This is a genomic window from Nocardia brasiliensis (assembly GCF_042691675.1).
GTDB classification, from domain to species: Bacteria; Actinomycetota; Actinomycetes; order Mycobacteriales; family Mycobacteriaceae; genus Nocardia; species Nocardia brasiliensis_D.
Window position 1 is genome coordinate 4,206,203 of record NZ_CP170507.1, and the last position, 16,547, is coordinate 4,222,749.

General features: G+C 66.1%; 12 protein-coding genes. 3 read left to right on the forward strand and 9 right to left on the reverse strand.

The features are described from left to right. Window positions 1-26: 26 nt before the first annotated feature. Both ACFK0J_RS19365 and ACFK0J_RS19370 read left to right on the forward strand, forming a co-directional pair. Window positions 27-278, forward strand: coding sequence for a hypothetical protein (locus ACFK0J_RS19365; protein WP_378742261.1), 252 nt, complete (start codon window positions 27-29; stop codon window positions 276-278). 850 nt (window positions 279-1,128) lie between these two features. Continuing rightward, entirely contained in the window at window positions 1,129-1,689 is a 561-nt protein-coding gene (locus ACFK0J_RS19370; RefSeq protein ID WP_378742263.1) for a hypothetical protein, read from the forward strand. A 325-nt stretch (window positions 1,690-2,014) separates the two neighbouring features. On the opposite strand, the gene ACFK0J_RS19375 is transcribed toward ACFK0J_RS19370, so the two are convergent. Continuing rightward, window positions 2,015-2,740: a hypothetical protein gene (locus ACFK0J_RS19375; protein ID WP_378742265.1), complete on the reverse strand. Its 726-nt coding sequence runs from the start codon at window positions 2,738-2,740 to the stop codon at window positions 2,015-2,017. Window positions 2,741-2,945: 205 nt separating this feature from the next. Then, the gene (locus ACFK0J_RS19380) at window positions 2,946-3,704 is read right to left on the reverse strand and encodes an SDR family NAD(P)-dependent oxidoreductase (RefSeq protein ID WP_378742268.1); all 759 of its coding nucleotides are present in this window, start codon (window positions 3,702-3,704) and stop codon (window positions 2,946-2,948) included. Between the two features lie 2,108 nt (window positions 3,705-5,812). On the opposite strand from ACFK0J_RS19380, the gene ACFK0J_RS19385 reads away from it, so the two are divergent. Further along, entirely contained in the window at window positions 5,813-6,571 is a 759-nt protein-coding gene (locus ACFK0J_RS19385) for an NAD(P)H-dependent oxidoreductase (RefSeq protein ID WP_378742271.1), read from the forward strand. Window positions 6,572-6,576: 5 nt separating this feature from the next. Here ACFK0J_RS19385 and ACFK0J_RS19390 read toward each other — a convergent pair whose 3' ends face one another. The 7 genes from ACFK0J_RS19390 to ACFK0J_RS19420 form a co-directional block, all read right to left on the reverse strand. Continuing rightward, the gene (locus ACFK0J_RS19390) at window positions 6,577-7,236 is read right to left on the reverse strand and encodes a DUF305 domain-containing protein (protein WP_378742273.1); all 660 of its coding nucleotides are present in this window, start codon (window positions 7,234-7,236) and stop codon (window positions 6,577-6,579) included. Between the two features lie 2 nt (window positions 7,237-7,238). Further along, window positions 7,239-8,813, reverse strand: coding sequence for an LVIVD repeat-containing protein (locus tag ACFK0J_RS19395; RefSeq protein WP_378742276.1), 1,575 nt, complete (start codon window positions 8,811-8,813; stop codon window positions 7,239-7,241). A 716-nt stretch (window positions 8,814-9,529) separates the two neighbouring features. Beyond that, window positions 9,530-10,468, reverse strand: coding sequence for a 3-methyladenine DNA glycosylase (locus ACFK0J_RS19400; RefSeq protein WP_378742278.1), 939 nt, complete (start codon window positions 10,466-10,468; stop codon window positions 9,530-9,532). Between the two features lie 703 nt (window positions 10,469-11,171). Continuing rightward, a complete protein-coding gene (locus ACFK0J_RS19405) occupies window positions 11,172-12,236 on the reverse strand; it encodes a hemolysin family protein (protein WP_218477899.1) in 1,065 nt (354 codons plus the stop codon). After that, entirely contained in the window at window positions 12,229-13,635 is a 1,407-nt protein-coding gene (locus ACFK0J_RS19410) for a hemolysin family protein (RefSeq protein ID WP_378742281.1), read from the reverse strand. The genes ACFK0J_RS19405 and ACFK0J_RS19410 overlap by 8 nt, the downstream gene beginning before the upstream one ends. 410 nt (window positions 13,636-14,045) lie before the next feature. Continuing rightward, window positions 14,046-15,482 (reverse strand): GuaB1 family IMP dehydrogenase-related protein, encoded by a 1,437-nt coding sequence (locus tag ACFK0J_RS19415; RefSeq protein WP_378742283.1) that lies wholly within the window; start codon window positions 15,480-15,482, stop codon window positions 14,046-14,048. 219 nt (window positions 15,483-15,701) lie between these two features. Next, the gene (locus tag ACFK0J_RS19420) at window positions 15,702-16,547 is read right to left on the reverse strand and encodes a DMT family transporter (protein ID WP_378742286.1); all 846 of its coding nucleotides are present in this window, start codon (window positions 16,545-16,547) and stop codon (window positions 15,702-15,704) included.

The following is a 16,547-nucleotide window of genomic DNA, read 5'->3' on the forward strand; positions in this document are numbered from 1 at the left end:
GAGTGTGTGTGCGAAAGATCCCTCTTGTGGTCGCGATCGTGGCCGCCGCGAGTATGGCGGGGACGGTGCTTGCTGGTCCTGCATCCGCAGGCGACGAAACGTTGGTCAAATGCGCTAAGAAAGCCAGCTACGCCGAGTTCCAGGATTGTGTAAAGAACGAAGCGGGTGTGGCCGAGAAGAATCGTGCCGCCACCGCGAAGGCGGAGAAAGACTGTGCGGCAAAGGGCGGAGAATGGATCGTGTCCGAGAACGTGTGCGACACCAGTGGTGGCCCGTAGCACCAGGTGAGAGCTGGTGGGCAGATCTGCAACGGGCCGACTGACCGACCGACACCGCCCCGCGCGTCCCCGGATCGCAGTGAACCGAACAAATCCGGGACAGTTCGCCTGGTCGTCGAGGCAGACCGTCAGGTCGTCGACGAACCGGGCGAGCGTGGGGTCGATGATAACCAGGGCTGTGCTCTCTCGCTTCTCTCCCGAATTAGGTTCTGCTCCAATAACATCCGGCAATGCTGCCTACGCGCATTCCGCGGAGGTAGGTGCCGTGCCGTTTCGGTTGATGTCGGCCCTCAGCGACCGGGAGCTCGGCGCGCACGACGCCCTCGAACACGTCGCGTTCCAGGGGGCCTCGATCCTGGTGGTGACTGGGCAGACGGCCTCTAGTGCTGCGTGCAGGTCGCGGTTGCGGTTGCGGTGTGCGGACGCACGCGCACGCCTGTGATACCGGATAACCCACCTCCGGACGGAACTGTCCTTCCCTGAGAGTCCCAGGTGGGCAGTTGACCGGGGGATTGTCGTCGGCGCTCGGGTCGGTGGGACGCTGATCCGCTACCCTGGGCGCTGCACTGGAGATAGTCGGATGTGAGGAAGATTTATGGGAAGCGTTGTCCTCGACGTTGTCGCGTTGCTCGCCAATCGTGCGGCGATGTTCTGGAATTGGATGGCCACCGGCTCGTCCGGGTTTCCGCCGCTGTGATGTCGCGATGAACGGTTAGTCTGCGAACGCCCTGGTCTTCGGCCGGGGCGTTCGTGTATTCCGGCAACTCTGGTCGTCGGGCTGCGGCTCCTGATCGCCGCCGGGTTAGGGGATTTGGCTGTCCGCACCCGCGGGCACCCGTATGTTGATCACGTGAAAACCGCCGGATCCGCGCGCCGTACCCCAGGTTGGTTCGTACTCTGGATGGGGCTCTTGACAGCCCTGCTCGTGCTGTGTTGCCTAGTCCTGTTCTGGCAGTTGGCGGCCGAAGGGGCGCTGCCTATCAAGGTGATCCTGTGGCTAGCCATCGGGGTGCTTGGTGTGGTCGCTCTGCTGTTCGGTCTACTCGGAGTGGTCCGCTACCGCGCCTTCTTCTACAGCATCGTTGCGCCGCTCGTCATTGTCGTGTTCGGTGCGCTGGTCTGGTATGACGTTCCGGAATCGACCGGATGGAAACTGTCCCGGGACATCCTTCAAGATCAAGCGGTCGACTGCGTGAACCCCGGCCACCGCACCCGGCTCGGCGTGTACACCATCACGTTCATCACCCGCCGGGACGGGGGGTGTTTGTTCTATACCCAAGGGGAAGAGTCGAATTCGAAGGGGTTTGCGTACTTTCCGGACGCTGCGCCACCGTATATCGGGACGCCCGCTGCGGGGATCGGGTATGAACCGTTTCATGGGAATTGGTATCGGTTCAGCGAAGAGTCTTGAGCGGCACTGTGATTCTCCCCGGTTGGGTATTGGAGTCGGGCTGTCAGCGGTCGCAGGGTGCGAAGCGCTGGCCATGTGTCCGACGGCTGGCTAGACGGTAGGAACATGTGGCGCCCATTCGAGGCGAATCATGTTCGTCACCAGCACAACCATCGCTCCGTGAGGAATTGCCAGATCATCCGTGCCCGTCGTCGGCGGTGCCGGAGCGCGCATGTCCGAAGCTCCGGCAATAGTTGTGAACGCGGGCCCGGCGTCGTTGGGGACGTGTCGAGGGCGATTCCTCGCATGGTTGCGCGGGTGACCTAGGGTGATTCGATTGTGGTGGTCAGGCCGGGTTCGGGCGGGGCTCGATCCACAGAGCTTCTGCGAGGGCGCATGGCTTGCCGTCGGGAGTGGCTAATGCGACGCCGACGGTGTGTTTGCGTCCCTCCTGGCTGATGGGCCAAGCGTAGGAAATGTACGGGCGGTCGGGCCAGATGGGGGCTAGTTGGGTGGCGGTCAGGGCGGCGGTGACGGAGCCGTGGCGCATTTTGCGGAGGGCGATGGCGGCCCAGCCGCCGGGGCAGTCGAGGGCGGACCAGACTACTTCGGGCGGCAGTTGGCCGTTGGGGGCGGCCAGGGCGGGGTCCGGGGTCCAGGCTGCGATGACGCGGTCTCGTTCGGGGACGGCCCACGTGAACAGGCGCAGGCCGCGCCCGGGTGGACAGGCGGATCCGCAACCGTAGCAGTCTGTTTCGCGGCGTATGGCGGCTTGGGCCTCGGTGATGGCGAGGGCATCGCGCCAGGATGGGGCGGGCGGCGGGGCGATGGTTACGACCGAGGGGGAAGCTTCCACCAAGACGGTGCCGTCGGTATCGGTCAGTGCGCAACCGCCGGATTCGGTGGGGCGCACCGCTATCGGGGTGTCGACCGCGACCTTGCGCCGAAAGTCGACCCGCAACTCCGCGGCGGCCGATTGCGCGGCAAGGAGACCCGCCACATACCCGCCGAAAGCCACTCCCGGGTAACCGTGCACGTGCTCGGGCACAGTAAAAGTGTCCGTCCGAATCATATGGCGCTCAATTCCTCCCAGCCCGAAGCCGCTCCCAACCGACCATACCGACGTCGCGGTTCGGTCGAACCGTCCGGTCCGTCACCTGCGGCCATCGATCGAACGCAGCGGTGGGCTGAACGGCTGGACTGTCGGTGTCGACTGCGGTGGGCGTCGGTCGACCCGGACTGTTTCGGAGCGGATGTGGGCGGTCCTGGTCGATTGGCTAGGCGATCAGTCTGCCGCCGTCGACGGTGATGATTTCGCCGGTTACCCAGGAGCTGGTGGGTTCGGCGAGGCGGGTGATCCAGGGGACGACGTCGGCGACTTCGCCTACTCGGCCGGTGGGGGCCTTGTCGGCGTAGGCGGAGCGCCAGTCGGCGGCTTCCTCCGGGGGAACGCCTCCGGTGGCGAGAATTGGGGTGGTTACGTTTCCGGGGGCGACGCCGTTCACGCGAATGCCCTTGGGGCCGAGCTCTACTGCCCAGCTGCGGATGAGGCTGTCTACTGCCGCTTTGGTCGCCGAGTACACCGATTGGGCCGGTGCGGCCAGACGGGCGGAGATGCTGGAGACGACGACGATGTTGCTGCCGGGGCTGCGGAGCAGCGGTAACAACTTGGCAGTCAACAGAATTGGGCCGAATACGTTGACCTCGAACAGTTGACGGACGGCTGCGGGATCGAGATCGTCGAGGGGTGTGGTGCTGAAGATGCCCGCGTTATGTACCAGCACATCGATCCCACCACCGCGCGCCTGGACAGCTGCTGCGATCGCATCGGCACCGGCTTCGGTCGTGACATCGGCGACCACCGGCACCACCGCCGGATGCAGAGCCGCGACCTCATCGAGAAGCTCGCCGCGGCGCTCGGTGATCGTCACGCTGGCCGCCCCCTGTTCGGCGAACGCCAGTGCCGCAGCCCGGCCGATCCCGGTCCCGCCTCCGGTGACGACAACATGCTGCTCCGCAAACGTCTTCTCGGACAATGCCGTGCCTCTCTGCCAGGGTCGACCATCGTTTCGACCTTCGCTGTCGGCAACACGCTGCGTCGGGACTGCATTCCGAAGAGGACATTCGTGCAGGTTGCGGGATATCCTGCGGTGTACTTGCTCGGGATTGCGTGCCTAGAGCCATCTCCGGGTGTCTGTCGAGGGGGTTGCGGGCTTAGAGACATCCGGGGGTGTGCTGTCCGAGGGTTGTGTGCTTAGAGCCATCTCGGGGTGTGCTGTCCCGTCAGGGTGTGCTGTTCCTTGGAATGCCCGGATTAGTGCGGGGCGCGTGAGGTGGGGTTCCCGGCTTTCTCTTCCGCGCCTTGGGAGCATCGGGTCAGGTTCCGGCGTGGTCGACTGGCTGTGGTGCTGTTTTCGAGCGGGTTTTTCCGGTGGTGCGGATGGTTGGAGGGTGGGGGTTCATGATCAACGGGTCATGGTGGCGGCGAACTCCGAGAAGGCGCACCGCGGTGTCCCGTTGATCATGAAGGATGCCGTGGGAGGTGGCAGGTTCATGATCAACGGGACGTGGTGGTGGCAAAGTGCGAGTGCGCCCACCGTGATGTCCCGTCGATCATGAAGTGGGCGTGCTATCGGTGCGGTTGCACTGGTTCTCGGGATGCGCACCCCTCTACGGCGTCCAGCGGAGGGTGCGGATGTGGAGATAGTGTTCGGTTCGATCCGGTGATCGAGTGGTGCAGCGACCATGATCATCGGCACATGGTGGCGGCAAAGCCCCCGAGAAGGCGCACCGTCATGTGCGGTAAGCATGAACCTCGCGGTCGGGGGTGAGGTGGTCATGATCGACGGGACGTGGTGGTGGCAAAGTGCGAGAGGGTCCACCGTGGTGTCCCGTTGATCTTGAACGTCGCCGTCGACGGTGGGGCAGCCATGATCAACGGGACGTGGTGGTGGCAAAGTGCGAGAAGGGGCACCGTGGTGTCCCGTTGATCTTGAACGTCGCGGTCGGGGGTGGGGCAACCAAGATCGACGGGACGTGGTGGTGGCAAAGTGCGAGAAGGGGCACCGTGGTGTCCCGTTGATCTTGAACGTCGCGGTCGGGGGTGGGGCAAGCATGATCAACGGGACGTGGTGGTGGCAAAGTGCAAGAGGGCCCACCGTGGTGTCCCGTTGATCATGCCTCCGGCGACATCTGACTGCCCTGTTTTGATCTGACAGGCATCCATACGGTTCACAGGGGCTGTAACTGCTGTGGACCGTGGGCAGGCTTTGTCAGCACCTGCGAAACCTGGTGCGATCCACGAAGAGAGCCCAGCAGCGGCGCTGAGCGCCTGCCGAACCGTCACCCGAGTGCCCTGGCCTGTTCGAGAACTCCCGAGACGGGACCACAGCCAGATGACCACGCTGGAACCTGCACCTCGCGTATCTAACTGTTGAAGAAAGCCGGGTACGGCACACGAGGTGCCCAGCACTGCTGGGTAACAGCGTTGGTAGGCAAACCTTCTCGGGGAAAGACCTGGGTAGGCGCACCCTCCCAAGCAGCTCGGGCCGATGGGATGCCGTAGTGCGACGTCGGATGGGCGCACCTTCCCGGGAAGGATGTGGGCCATGATCAACGGGACTTGGTGGTGGCAAAGTGCGAGTAGGCCCACCGTGATGTCCCGTTTGATCTTGAATGTCGCGGCCCGGGGTGGGGCAACCATGATCAACGGGACGTGGCGGTGGCAAAGTGCGAGAAGGTCCACCGTGGTGTCCCGTTGATCTTGAACGTCGCGGTCGGGGGCGGGTGTACATGATCAACGGGACTTGGTGGCGGCAAAGTGCGAGTAGGCCCGCTGTCATGTCCCGTTGATCATGAACGTTGCGGCGGGCGGAACGTTGCGGCGGGAGGCGGGGACGCCATGGTCAACGGGACGCGACGGTGGCAAAGTGCGAGAGGGTCCACCTTCATGTCCCGTTGATCATGAAATGACGGCTATGCGGGGTGGCTGTCTAGCGGTTGACTTCGGTTCGCTGGCTGCGCCAAAGGGGGAGGTAGGAGAGGGCTGATTCATTTGCCTTGCCGTCCGACAGAGTGGGTGCGGGGGTGGGGTGGAATGTCAGGCGGGGGTGGGGTGTTGCGACGGGGTGTGACGGAAGCTGGAATGAACGTACTTGTTGTGTACGCGCACCCGAAGCCCGATTCACTGACTGGGGCGCTGAAAGATGTTGCCGTCGAGCGGTTGCGGGCGGATGGGCATGCGGTGCGGGTTAGCGATCTGTATGCGATGGGGTGGAAGGCGCAGGCGGATACGGATGATTTCGGGGCGGTGGAGGAGGCCAATTTCATGTTGGCTTCGGGGGAGGCGTATCGAGCGGGGACACTGAGCCCGGATATTCGTGCTGAGCAGGAGAAACTGCTCTGGGCGGACACGGTATTGCTGCATTTTCCGCTGTGGTGGTTCGGTATGCCCGCGATCATGAAGGGGTGGGTGGATCGGGTGCTCACCTGCGGGTTTGCCTACGGGGCGGGGGGTACGGCGGTGCCGCGATACGGTGCGGGGGTGCTGGCGGGGCGGCGGGCGATGCTGGTGGTTTCGATCGGCGGGAAGGAGGCGTCGTATTCCGATCGGGGGATCAACGGGCCGGTGGAGGATCTGCTGTTTCCGATCCAGCATGGAATCCTGTACTACCCGGGGATGGATGTGCTGCCACCCTTCCTGGTGCACGGGACAATTCGGGTCGACTCGGTCCGCTTCGACGACATCGCCGATGATCTGCGTGAGCGGTTGTCGGGTTTGGCGACGGTCGAACCGATCCGGTATCGCCCACAAGGCGGCGGCGACTATGACCGAAGCCTGCGATTGGTGGCTGGCCGAGAGAGGCCGGGGGCCAACGGATTCGGACTACACGTAGCCGGGTGAGCCGATCAGGGCAGCGGTGCGGCGCCGCGTTGGACGAGCAGGACACCCATGAGCCCGGCTTCCTGGCCCTGCGCGTGGATCATCGAGCGCGCTGTTTCCTTGACCGGTCCGGACGGGAGGAGCTGGTCGGCGGCTTGCGCCATGGCGATCCCACCCTGATGGTGCCGAAACATGAGCTGTAGGAACAGGATTTCGGCGTCCCGGCCACGGGCGGCGGCGAGGGCGTCGAGTTCGGCCATCGTCGCCATCCCTGCCATCGTCGTGCCCGGGGACTGCTTCGGATCGGTCTGCGCGACCGGAGCCGAATGCTGGTGCGGCACAGACTCATCGGCCTGCATCCACGCCATAGGCCGCGCGGACACCGGCGACGCGTTGGCTAGGCGCAGCCACCCTAGCATCGTGCCGATCTCGAGCCGTTGCGTGTCGTCGAGCTGTTGAGTCAGGCGTAGCACGGCGGGATCGATGTTGCGGTCCAAGCGCTGCACCATGATCAGCGCCTGCTGATGGTGCGCGGTCATGTCCTGCACGAAACCGATCTCCACCGCACTGAGAATCGGTGCGGCCGTGTGCGTTTCCGGTAGAACGAGTGGGCGCAGGGCCGCACCGAGCACGAGTAGGGCAAAGGCGAGTGAGGCGAGCGCGGCACCCCGGATCCAGCGTGGCACCGCTACGACCCGACGATCGATTCTTGGTCCGCCGGTGGCGAGTACACGTCGTTGTCGAGCTGCAGCACCATGAATCCGTTGTCGGAGCAGGTGACATAAAGCTGCGACCCACGCCATTCCGGCGGTGAGAGGCACCAGTCGGTGGAGACGTCACCGAAGGCCAGCCTGCCGGTGCGTGGGGTGAGCGCGTCCGCGGGATTGAACTGCCCTTCCAGCACCGCACGAATGGCGGGTGGTGTGCTCATCAGTGGCACGCCGATGATCGACGCGAGGGCATGGGGCGAGTTCCACAAACTGAGGTTCTGACCTGTCCGAGCCGGCGGATTGTAGTAGGCGATCTCGTGGATATTGCGGGGGTTGCGTACGTCGAAAACCCGTATGCCAGAGGAGATCCAGCCGCACGCGAGCGCTGTCGGGTTGTCTCTGCGGTCGGCTGTGCAGTAGTGCGATTCGTAGGCGAAGGCTGAACCGCCCATGGATGAACCGATATTGCTGTCGAGGTTCTGCGGCAGATTTATTTCCAGCTTGATCTTCGCGGCGACCTTCGGGTTGGTGTCGTCGGTGATGTCGATGAGTTTCACACCGCCCGAACCACCTTCGTCGACGGTGTAGAGGTAGGGCTTGCCGTCGTAGGTCACCGGGATGCTGTGCTGGGTGGCCCAGCCGTCGGTCCAGAAGACCCGGCCGATGTGGTGCACCTGCGGGTTCGGGTCGCGGCGTTGCACCGCGCTGATATCGAGCACGGTGAAACCGCCGAGTGCGGAAATGTACATCCGGTTGCCGTCGGCACTGATACCGAACCCGTGTGCCTCGATGCCGGTCAGGCCCTGCCAGACGACGTGCGGGTTCGCCGGATCGGAAAGGTCGACGGCGCTGACGAAGCCGGGTGCGATACCCGAGGCCCAGTACGTGTTGCCGTCGGGGGAGAAGCCGCCCTCGTGCGTCGTAATGGGCAGTGGCATCAGCATATTCGTGCCGGGACCGGGGTTGAGCAGGCGCGGATGGGCGCAGTCGGAGATGTCGTAGACCGATAGGTAGCCCACGCCCATGCCGACCGGGACACCGGTGCCGACCAGCAGCTTGCGTGCGGTATTGACCTTCAGGCTCTCCCAGGTGCCCGCGAGCATCGCGGGTTCGGTCAGGTTGGCGGTCGGTCGCGGGTTCGCGGGGTCGGATACGTCGAGCACCTGGACGCCGCGGCCTTCGCTGATCAGGTCACCGGGGAAGAAGGAGCCCATGTACGAGCAGTGCTCGAAGCTGGTGGAGGTGATGCCCGCGCCGCGACCGGCGAAGCCGCCGACGAACGACATATTGCAGCGATAGCCCTGGGTGGAGCGGCCGCTGTCTCGGTCGGCGGCGGTGACGTCGCCCTGCATGCCGTTCTCCGGCATCGAACCGGGCCCGCAGTCCGCCCGCGGGACCGAGGTGCGGCCGACGTCGAGGAATTCCTGCACGGCGTTCTGGATATCGGACTGCAGGTCGGCCGATGCGCTGCTCGGCAGCATCAGCGCGGCGGCGAGGCCGACCGTAACCAGGGCCAGCGGTTTGAATCGGCGCAGGCTCGTCAGTGAGCGCATCGTCGGAATCCCCAACCTTCATCAATGAGTTGTCGTCGTCCCACTGCTGACTGGGACAGCAGTAGGAACTGACTGAATGGTAGGTACTACCGTTAACTTATGCGGGCGATTTCGACGAAATGCCGTGACGCGGTGCCGCCGACCGCTCGTCGAGGCAGGTCGATCGGTCAGGCTGCACACCGCTTTTGCGAGCCGCATGCCCAGCACAGAGGGTGTGCGACTGGCAAAAGCAGTGTGGTGTGCGGTTGGCTGGCGGACGGGGGATGGTGTGCGTGCGGCACGGGTCTTCGGTGACTTGCGTGCCAGGGTTGTGCCGCTCGAGAAAGGAGCGCGCGGTCGGACCGGCGGACGGCCGTCCGCACGATCGGTGAGCGGTGAGCGGTGAGCGGGTTCGCGGTTCGCAAAGAGGCGCACGCGGTGCGGTCAACCGGTGGACTGCTTGTGTCGTCTGCTGTGGGCGCGAGGAGTGTGTGTCTAGCGGAACGGCGCGGCGGTGTTGACCGGCCGGACTGCTCAAGGGGCGTCAGTCTTGCGTGAAGGGTCCGCGGCTGGCAAAGCGTTTGCGGTTGATCGGTGGACTGTGCAGGCAGCTGGGCAGTGGTCGGCAGTCTTCGCCGTGGCGACCACATGACCTCCTGCGCGAGCCACGGCCGCGATCGAGCACGGCCAAGGGGGCTCAGCGTGAGCGGAAGGTGCGGCCGGAGGTGGTGCGGGCTTCAGTCGGTTGCCAGTGCGGACGCGTCGTGCGTGAGGAGTTCGGTGCAGGTGTCGAGCAGAACCTGGCGTAGTTCGGCCGATCGGTCGGCGAGTGCGGACTGGGCTCGCACGTATTCCGCTCGCCCGGAGGGGGTTTCGATGCGCACCGGTGCGTAACCGTATTCGGATAGATCGTAGGGGCTGGCACGCATGTCGAGTTCACGTGCGGCGCAGGCCAGTTCGAAGCAGTCCAGCACCAGCGACGACGGGATCAGCGGGACGAGTTTGAAGCCCCATTTGTACAGATCCATGTTCGCGTGCAGGCAGCCGGGTTGTTCCCGACCGACCTGGTCGGCGCGGGTCAGCGGTTCGGCGTTGCGGCCGACAGCCTCGGGTGTGAAGAAGCGAAACGCGTCGAAATGGGTGCAGCGCAGCGACATCGACTCGACGACCTCATCGGTGCCCGACCGACCCAGACGCAGCGGCACCTGCTGGTGCCGCACGTCGTCTGTGCGGTACACCATCGCCCACTCGTGCAGCCCGAAACAGGACAGCTGCGCGGGTCGAGACGCGGTGGCGCGCAAGAGAGTCACGACGAACTCGATGGTGTCGCGGCGGCGTGCCAAATAAGCCGGGTCGGCCGTGAAAACGCTGGACGAATGCCCTTGTCGCGCAACAGAACCCGATCCGACATCCGGAAGCCGATAGTACCCTCGAGCTCCCTCGTATTCGCGAGCCCCAGCCAGCCCGACCCCGAACCCCGGATGCCAACGCCGCAGCTGCGCCGGCTTGTGCCCGTAATAGGTGAACAGAAAATCGATCACCGGATGCGACGACCCCGCCGCCCGCCGCTCGACATACGGCCCGACCAGCCGATCCACTCGCACCAGATGCGCAGCAGCCCGTGCCCGCCACTGCGCTTCATCAAGCACCGCCACCTCTGCTCGCTGTGCGCTCATGCGACAGACCAGAGTGGGTTGGACTCCGGCCACCATCCGACAACCGAGAGTGGGTTGGACTGCGGCAACCGTGCGACGGCTGGGTGTGGGCCGTGCTGCGGTGACCATCCGTCAGCCGGATGCGGGTCAGGTTCCGTCAACGGTGCGACGGCTGGGCCTGGACCGGTCTGCGCCCACAGTGCGACAGCCGCAGGTGGGTTGGACTGCGGCAACCGTGTACTAGCCCGGCGTGGGTTGGACTCTGGCGACTGTATGTCAGCCGAGCAGGGGTCGGTCTGCGATGACCATGCATCAGCTGGGTGTAGGTCGGACTGCGGCGACCATCCGTCAGCCGGATGTAGGTCAGGTCCCGGCAACGGTGCGACGGCTGGGCCTGGACCGGCCTGCGGGCACAGTGCGACAGCCACAGGTGGGTTGGACTGCGGCAATCGCGTGCCAGCCCGGCGTGGGTTGGACTCTGGTGACTGTATGTCAGCCGAGCGTGGGTCGGTCTGCGACGACCACGCATCAGCCGGGCATGGGTCGGACTGCAGCGACCATGCGACGGCCGAGTATCGATCAGACTCCGGCAACCGTGCTTCCTGCCGGTTGCACGCGATTACCGGAGTCACGTCGTACTGGCACGACCGTGAGTGGTCATACCGGCAGCACCGTGCGCGAAAGTGCCCCCGGAGGAACCAGTGCGAACCCATACGAACCACGCTCATTCGATGATCCGGTGTGTCCCGTCGCGGACCGTGCCGACGAACTCTTCCACCAAATCCTCCAGCGCCACAATGCCTGTGGTGTTGCCGCGGGTGTCCACGACGCGACCGAGGTGGCTGTTGGTGCGGCGCAGTCTGGCGAGGGCTTCGTACAACGGGGTGTGCATGCTCACGGTAGGTAGCGGGCGGATGTCGGTGCGCGGGATGGGGGTTCCGGGGCCTGCGCTTTCGTCGGCGACCTTGTCCAGTACGTCCTTCACGTGTAGGTAGCCGACCAGTGAACCGTCGCTCGCTTGCACGGGGTAGCGGGAGAAGCCGGTTTCGGCGACGCCGGTTTCGATGTCGCCGAGGGTGGTTCCGTTGCCGCGCAAGGGGACTGTCCTGGTGGTTTCCAGTGACACCATCACATCGGCGACCACTCTTTCGCTGGTGCCAAGTGCCTGAGTGAGTCGCCGGTGCTCCTCCTCGTCGAGCAGGCCCTCCGAGCGTGACTCGCCGATCATCTCGGCGAGTTCCACCGACGAGACGGTTGCTTGCAGTTCGTCTTTCGGTTCGATCCGGATCAACCGCAGCGAGAGATTGGCGGCGAGGTTGTAGATCGCGATCAGCGGGCGGGCCAGTCGCAACCACATGAGGTGCACCGGAACCAGCAGCAGTGCACTGCGTTCCGGACCGGCCAGGGCGATGTTCTTCGGGATCATCTCGCCGAACAGGATGTGCAGGACCACCACGATGGCCAGCGCGACCGCGAACGCCACCGGGTGCAGCAACTGTTCGGGCATGCCGAGGAAATTGAACGGCCCCTCCAGCAGGTGGGCCACCGCCGGTTCGCCGACGCGACCGAGCAGGATCGAGCAGATGGTGATGCCGAGCTGTGCGGCGGCCAGCATCATCGACAGGTTCTCACCGGCTCGAATCACGATGTTGGCGTTGCGCTTTCCTTGGGCGGCCAGCGCCTCCAGGCGATCACGGCGGGCCGAGATCAAGGCGAACTCGGCGGCGACGAAGAACGCGTTGCCCGCGAGCAACACCACGGTGAGCAGGACGCCGAACAGATCACCCATGACTGTGCTCCTGCTCGTGTTCCGCCTGAATCTGGCGGAATGCCAGGTCATCCGGGGCGACCGGAACCAGGCGAACCCGGTCGATCCGTCGTCCGTCCATGCGTTCCACCCGCGCGATCCAGCCGCCGGTGCTCGGCTGTTCGATCGAAGACCATTGCTGCGAGCGCGGATTCGGCAGCACCACCTCGTCACCGGCCACCGGGATGCGGCCGAGACGGGTGAGCACGAGGCCGCCGAGCGTCTCGTATTCGCCTTCGGGGGCGTCGTATCCGGTGGCCCGCGACACCTCGTCGATGCGCAGCAGACCGGAACAATCCCAGCCGTCGGACACCCGGCGCACGTCGAGTTCTTCCTCATCGTGCTCGTCGCGGACATCGCCGAGGATCTCCTCGATGATGTCCTCCATGGTGACGATGCCCGCGGTGCCGCCGTATTCGTCGACGACCAACGCGACCTGCATGCCGTCGGCCCGGATGCGTTCGAGCACCGCGTCGCCGTCGAGGCTGGCGGGCACGATCGGGACCGGGTGCGCCAGCATCTGCAGCGGGATGGTGCGGCGCACGCTGGCCGGATGGGTGAACGCCTGTTTGACGTGCACGACGCCGAGGGTGTTGTCGAGGTCGCCGTCGATCACCGGGAAGCGGGAGTAACCGGTGCGGCTGGCCGCCGCGATGAGGTCGGCGATGGTGTCCAGCTTGTCCAGCGACTCGATCTTCACCCGCGGGGTCATCAGTTCCTCGGCACTGCGCTCGCCGAACTGCAGGGACCGATCGATGACCAGTGCGGTGCGCTGGTCGAGTGCGCCGCGCAGCGCGGACGTGCGCACCAGGGAGCCGAGTTCCTGCGGTGACCGTGCGGATCGCAATTCCTCGGCCGGTTCCACACCGAGCCTGCGGACCACCCAGTTGGCGGTGTTGTTCAGGAAGTGGATCAGCCACTTGAACACGACGGAGAAGGCGACCATCGGCGCGGCGGTGGTGCGCGCGGTGGCCAGCGGCTTGGCGATGGCGATGTTCTTCGGCACCAACTCGCCGTAGATCATCGACAGTGAGGTGGCCAGCACGAGCGCGAGGGCCAGCGAGATGCCGCGCGCGGCGCCGTCGCTGAGACCGATGCCGGTGAACAGCGGATCGAGCAGCCGCGCGAGCACCGGTTCGGCGATGTAACCGGTGATCAGGGTGGTGATGGTGATGCCGAGCTGGGCCCCGGACAGCTGGAAAGACAGCGTGCGATGGGCTTGCCGGACCATTCTGGCGCGGACGTCACCGGCGCGCGCGTGCGCTTCGACGGTGCTGCGTTCCAGTGCGGTGAGCGAGAATTCGGCGGCGACGAACAGTGCGGTGCCTGCCGTGAGAGCGATGAACCCCAGCAGGCTGAGCGCCGTTAATGCGACGGACATCGTCAGCACCACCCGAACGGTACTGGGAACTGGCCGGTGGGGAACGGGGCTGGGGGAAGGAGGACGCCGGGTTTGTCACCCGGCTCGGTAGAGGAGCCCTCCTGTGCTGCGCCCTCGGACGCGGGTGACAACTGGATCCTTTCGCAAGCCGGAGACATGGGGCCGGAGACCGGCAACCCCCATGTTACCGGCCCACGCATGTGGTCGCGTGGGCCGGTGGGGTGCTGTCGCGGGCGTGTCGGACGGTGATCACGACGCTTGGGGCCGTCGAGGGCCGGTCGCGGCCCGTCTCACGTCCGCGCGATGCCGCGGCATCTCGAAATTCGATGCAGGCCACCTGCGACGCTGCCGGGCACGAGACCGACGGGGGCGCGGACACCGAGCGTCGCGGGCGGACAATCAGACGCAGCTCACCAACCGCTGGGCAGCGGGCGTCCTTCGGCGAAACCGGCGGCGGACTGCACGCCGAGCACGGCCTTCTCGTGCAACTCGGCGAGGCTGCGCGCGCCCGCGTAGGTGCACGCGCTGCGCACGCCGGAGCAGATGTGGTCGATGAGGTCTTCCACACCGGGGCGTTCCGGATCGAGGCGCATGCGCGAGCTGGAGATGCCCTCCTCGAACAGCGCCTTGCGGGCCCGGTCGAAGGCGCTGTCGGTGGCGGTGCGGGCGGCGACGGCCCGCTTGGACGCCATGCCGAAGCTCTCCTTGTAGGCATTGCCGTCGCGGTCGACGCGCAGGTCGCCGGGGGATTCGTAGGTGCCGGCGAACCAGGAGCCGATCATCACGTTGGACGCGCCCGCGGCCAGCGCGAGAGCGACGTCGCGCGGGTGCCGCACGCCGCCGTCGGCCCAGATGTGCACGCCGAGTTCCTTGGCGGCGGCGGCACATTCGGCGACCGCGGAGAACTGCGGGCGGCCGACGCCGGTCATCATCCGGGTGGTGCACATGGCGCCGGGGCCGACGCCGACCTTGATGATGTCGGCGCCCGCGGCGGCCAGGTCGCGGGTGCCCTGCGCGGACACCACATTGCCCGCTACCAGCGGCACGCCGAGGCCGAGATCGCGCACGGCGCTGAGGGATTCGAGCATCTTGGCCTGGTGGCCGTGCGCGGTGTCCATGACCAGGACGTCGGCGCCCGCGTCGACCAGGGCCTTCGCCTTGGCGACCACGTCACCGTTGATGCCGACCGCGGCGGCGACACGCAACTGGTTCTGGGCGTCGACGGCGGGCTGGTAGATCCCGGCGCGGACCGAGCCGGTGCGGGTCATCACGCCGGCCAACGTGCCGTCCTCGGCGGTGAGCACCGCGAGCTGGGCGTGCTTGGCCTCGAGCAGTTCGAAGATGTCGCGCGGCGAGGTGCTGGCGGGGGCCTGCACGAAATCGGTGATCGCGACATCACGCAGCCGGGCGAATCGGTCCACATCGGTGCACGACGCCTCGGTGACGACACCGACCGGGCGGCCCGCGTCCACCACCACTACGGCGCCGTGGGCGCGCTTGTGCATCAGGGCGACGGCTTCGGACACCGAGCGTTCCGGGTCGAGCGAGACCGGGGTGTCGGCGGTGAGCGAGCGGCTCTTGACGAAGGCGATGGTGTCGGCGGCCGCGCTGATCGGCAGATCCTGCGGGAGGACCACGATGCCACCGCGGCGGGCGACGGTTTCGGCCATCCGGCGTCCCGCGACCGCGGTCATGTTCGCCACGACGATGGGGATGGTGGTGCCGGACCCGTCGACGGTGGAGAGGTCGACATCGAACCGTGAGGCGACATCCGTCCGATTAGGGACGAGGAAGATGTCGTCGTAGGTCAGGTCATACGGCGGCTGATGGCCAGGGAGAAACTGCACTTAACCGATGATAACCAAGTCCGGCCGTTGGCGCGCAATTCGCCAGCACTCCACCGAGATGAACATCACACGCGGCGTCGGCGGCCCAGGCTGCGATGACGCCGCCCCTTGCCCCCACAAACGCACCATCCCACCTACCCGCAAAACCCCGGCGCGCCCTCAGCGAACCGCGCAGCGCAGCCCCCGAGACGGTCCCGAGAACGACGCGACGGGGGTGAGTCAGGCGGCGGCTTGGGCGCGGGAGAGACGGATTGTGGTGGCGCACATGACGACTACCGCGAGGCCGGTGAGCACGAGGCCGAAAGTGTTGGTGCGGAAGCGTTCGTCGAGGACGGTCACGCCGATGAAGGCCGCTGCGAGCGGTTCGGCGATGGTCACCGCGGGCAGTGAGGCCGAGAGCGGACCCGCTTGAAATGCCCGCTGTTGCAAGTAGACGCCGGTGAGTCCGGCCGCGACCAGTGCCCAGGTCTGCCAGCTGACGAGCACGTCGCCGATGCCGTGCTCGAACAGCCCGGTGACGTAGGAGGTGAGCGCGGCGGCGAGGCCGTAGAGCGAACCGCTCGCGGTGCCGAGGAGTAGGGCGCGGCGGCCGGGGGCGGGGGCACGGAGGCCGAGTGCGGTCGCGGTGCCGATGAGGCCGACCAGGATAGTCAGGGGGATCAGCCAATCCCGCAGCGGGGCATTGGTATTGCCCTCGGTGGGGTTGCCGACGAGCAGGAAGCAGGCGAGTGCCGCGGTGAGCGCGAGGGCGGTGGCCCAGGTCCTTCCGGTGATCCGGCGACCATTGAGTTTGGCGGCCAACGGCAGCGCGAACACCAACGCGCTCACCAGGATCGGTTGAACCAGCAGGACGGCACCGAGGGCGAGCGCGGCCACCTGCATCCCGTAGCCGCCCACATCGCCGACCACGCCTGCCCACCATCGCGGGTTGCTCAGCAGCCCGCGAACGAGCGAATCCCCTTCCGGCACTGCGGCGGCCGCGCGCTGCTGCGCGACCGCCGCCAGCGCGAAGAACAGCGCGGCCAGCAGCGCGCAGCCGATGGCGCCTACCGGATGGTTGGACAC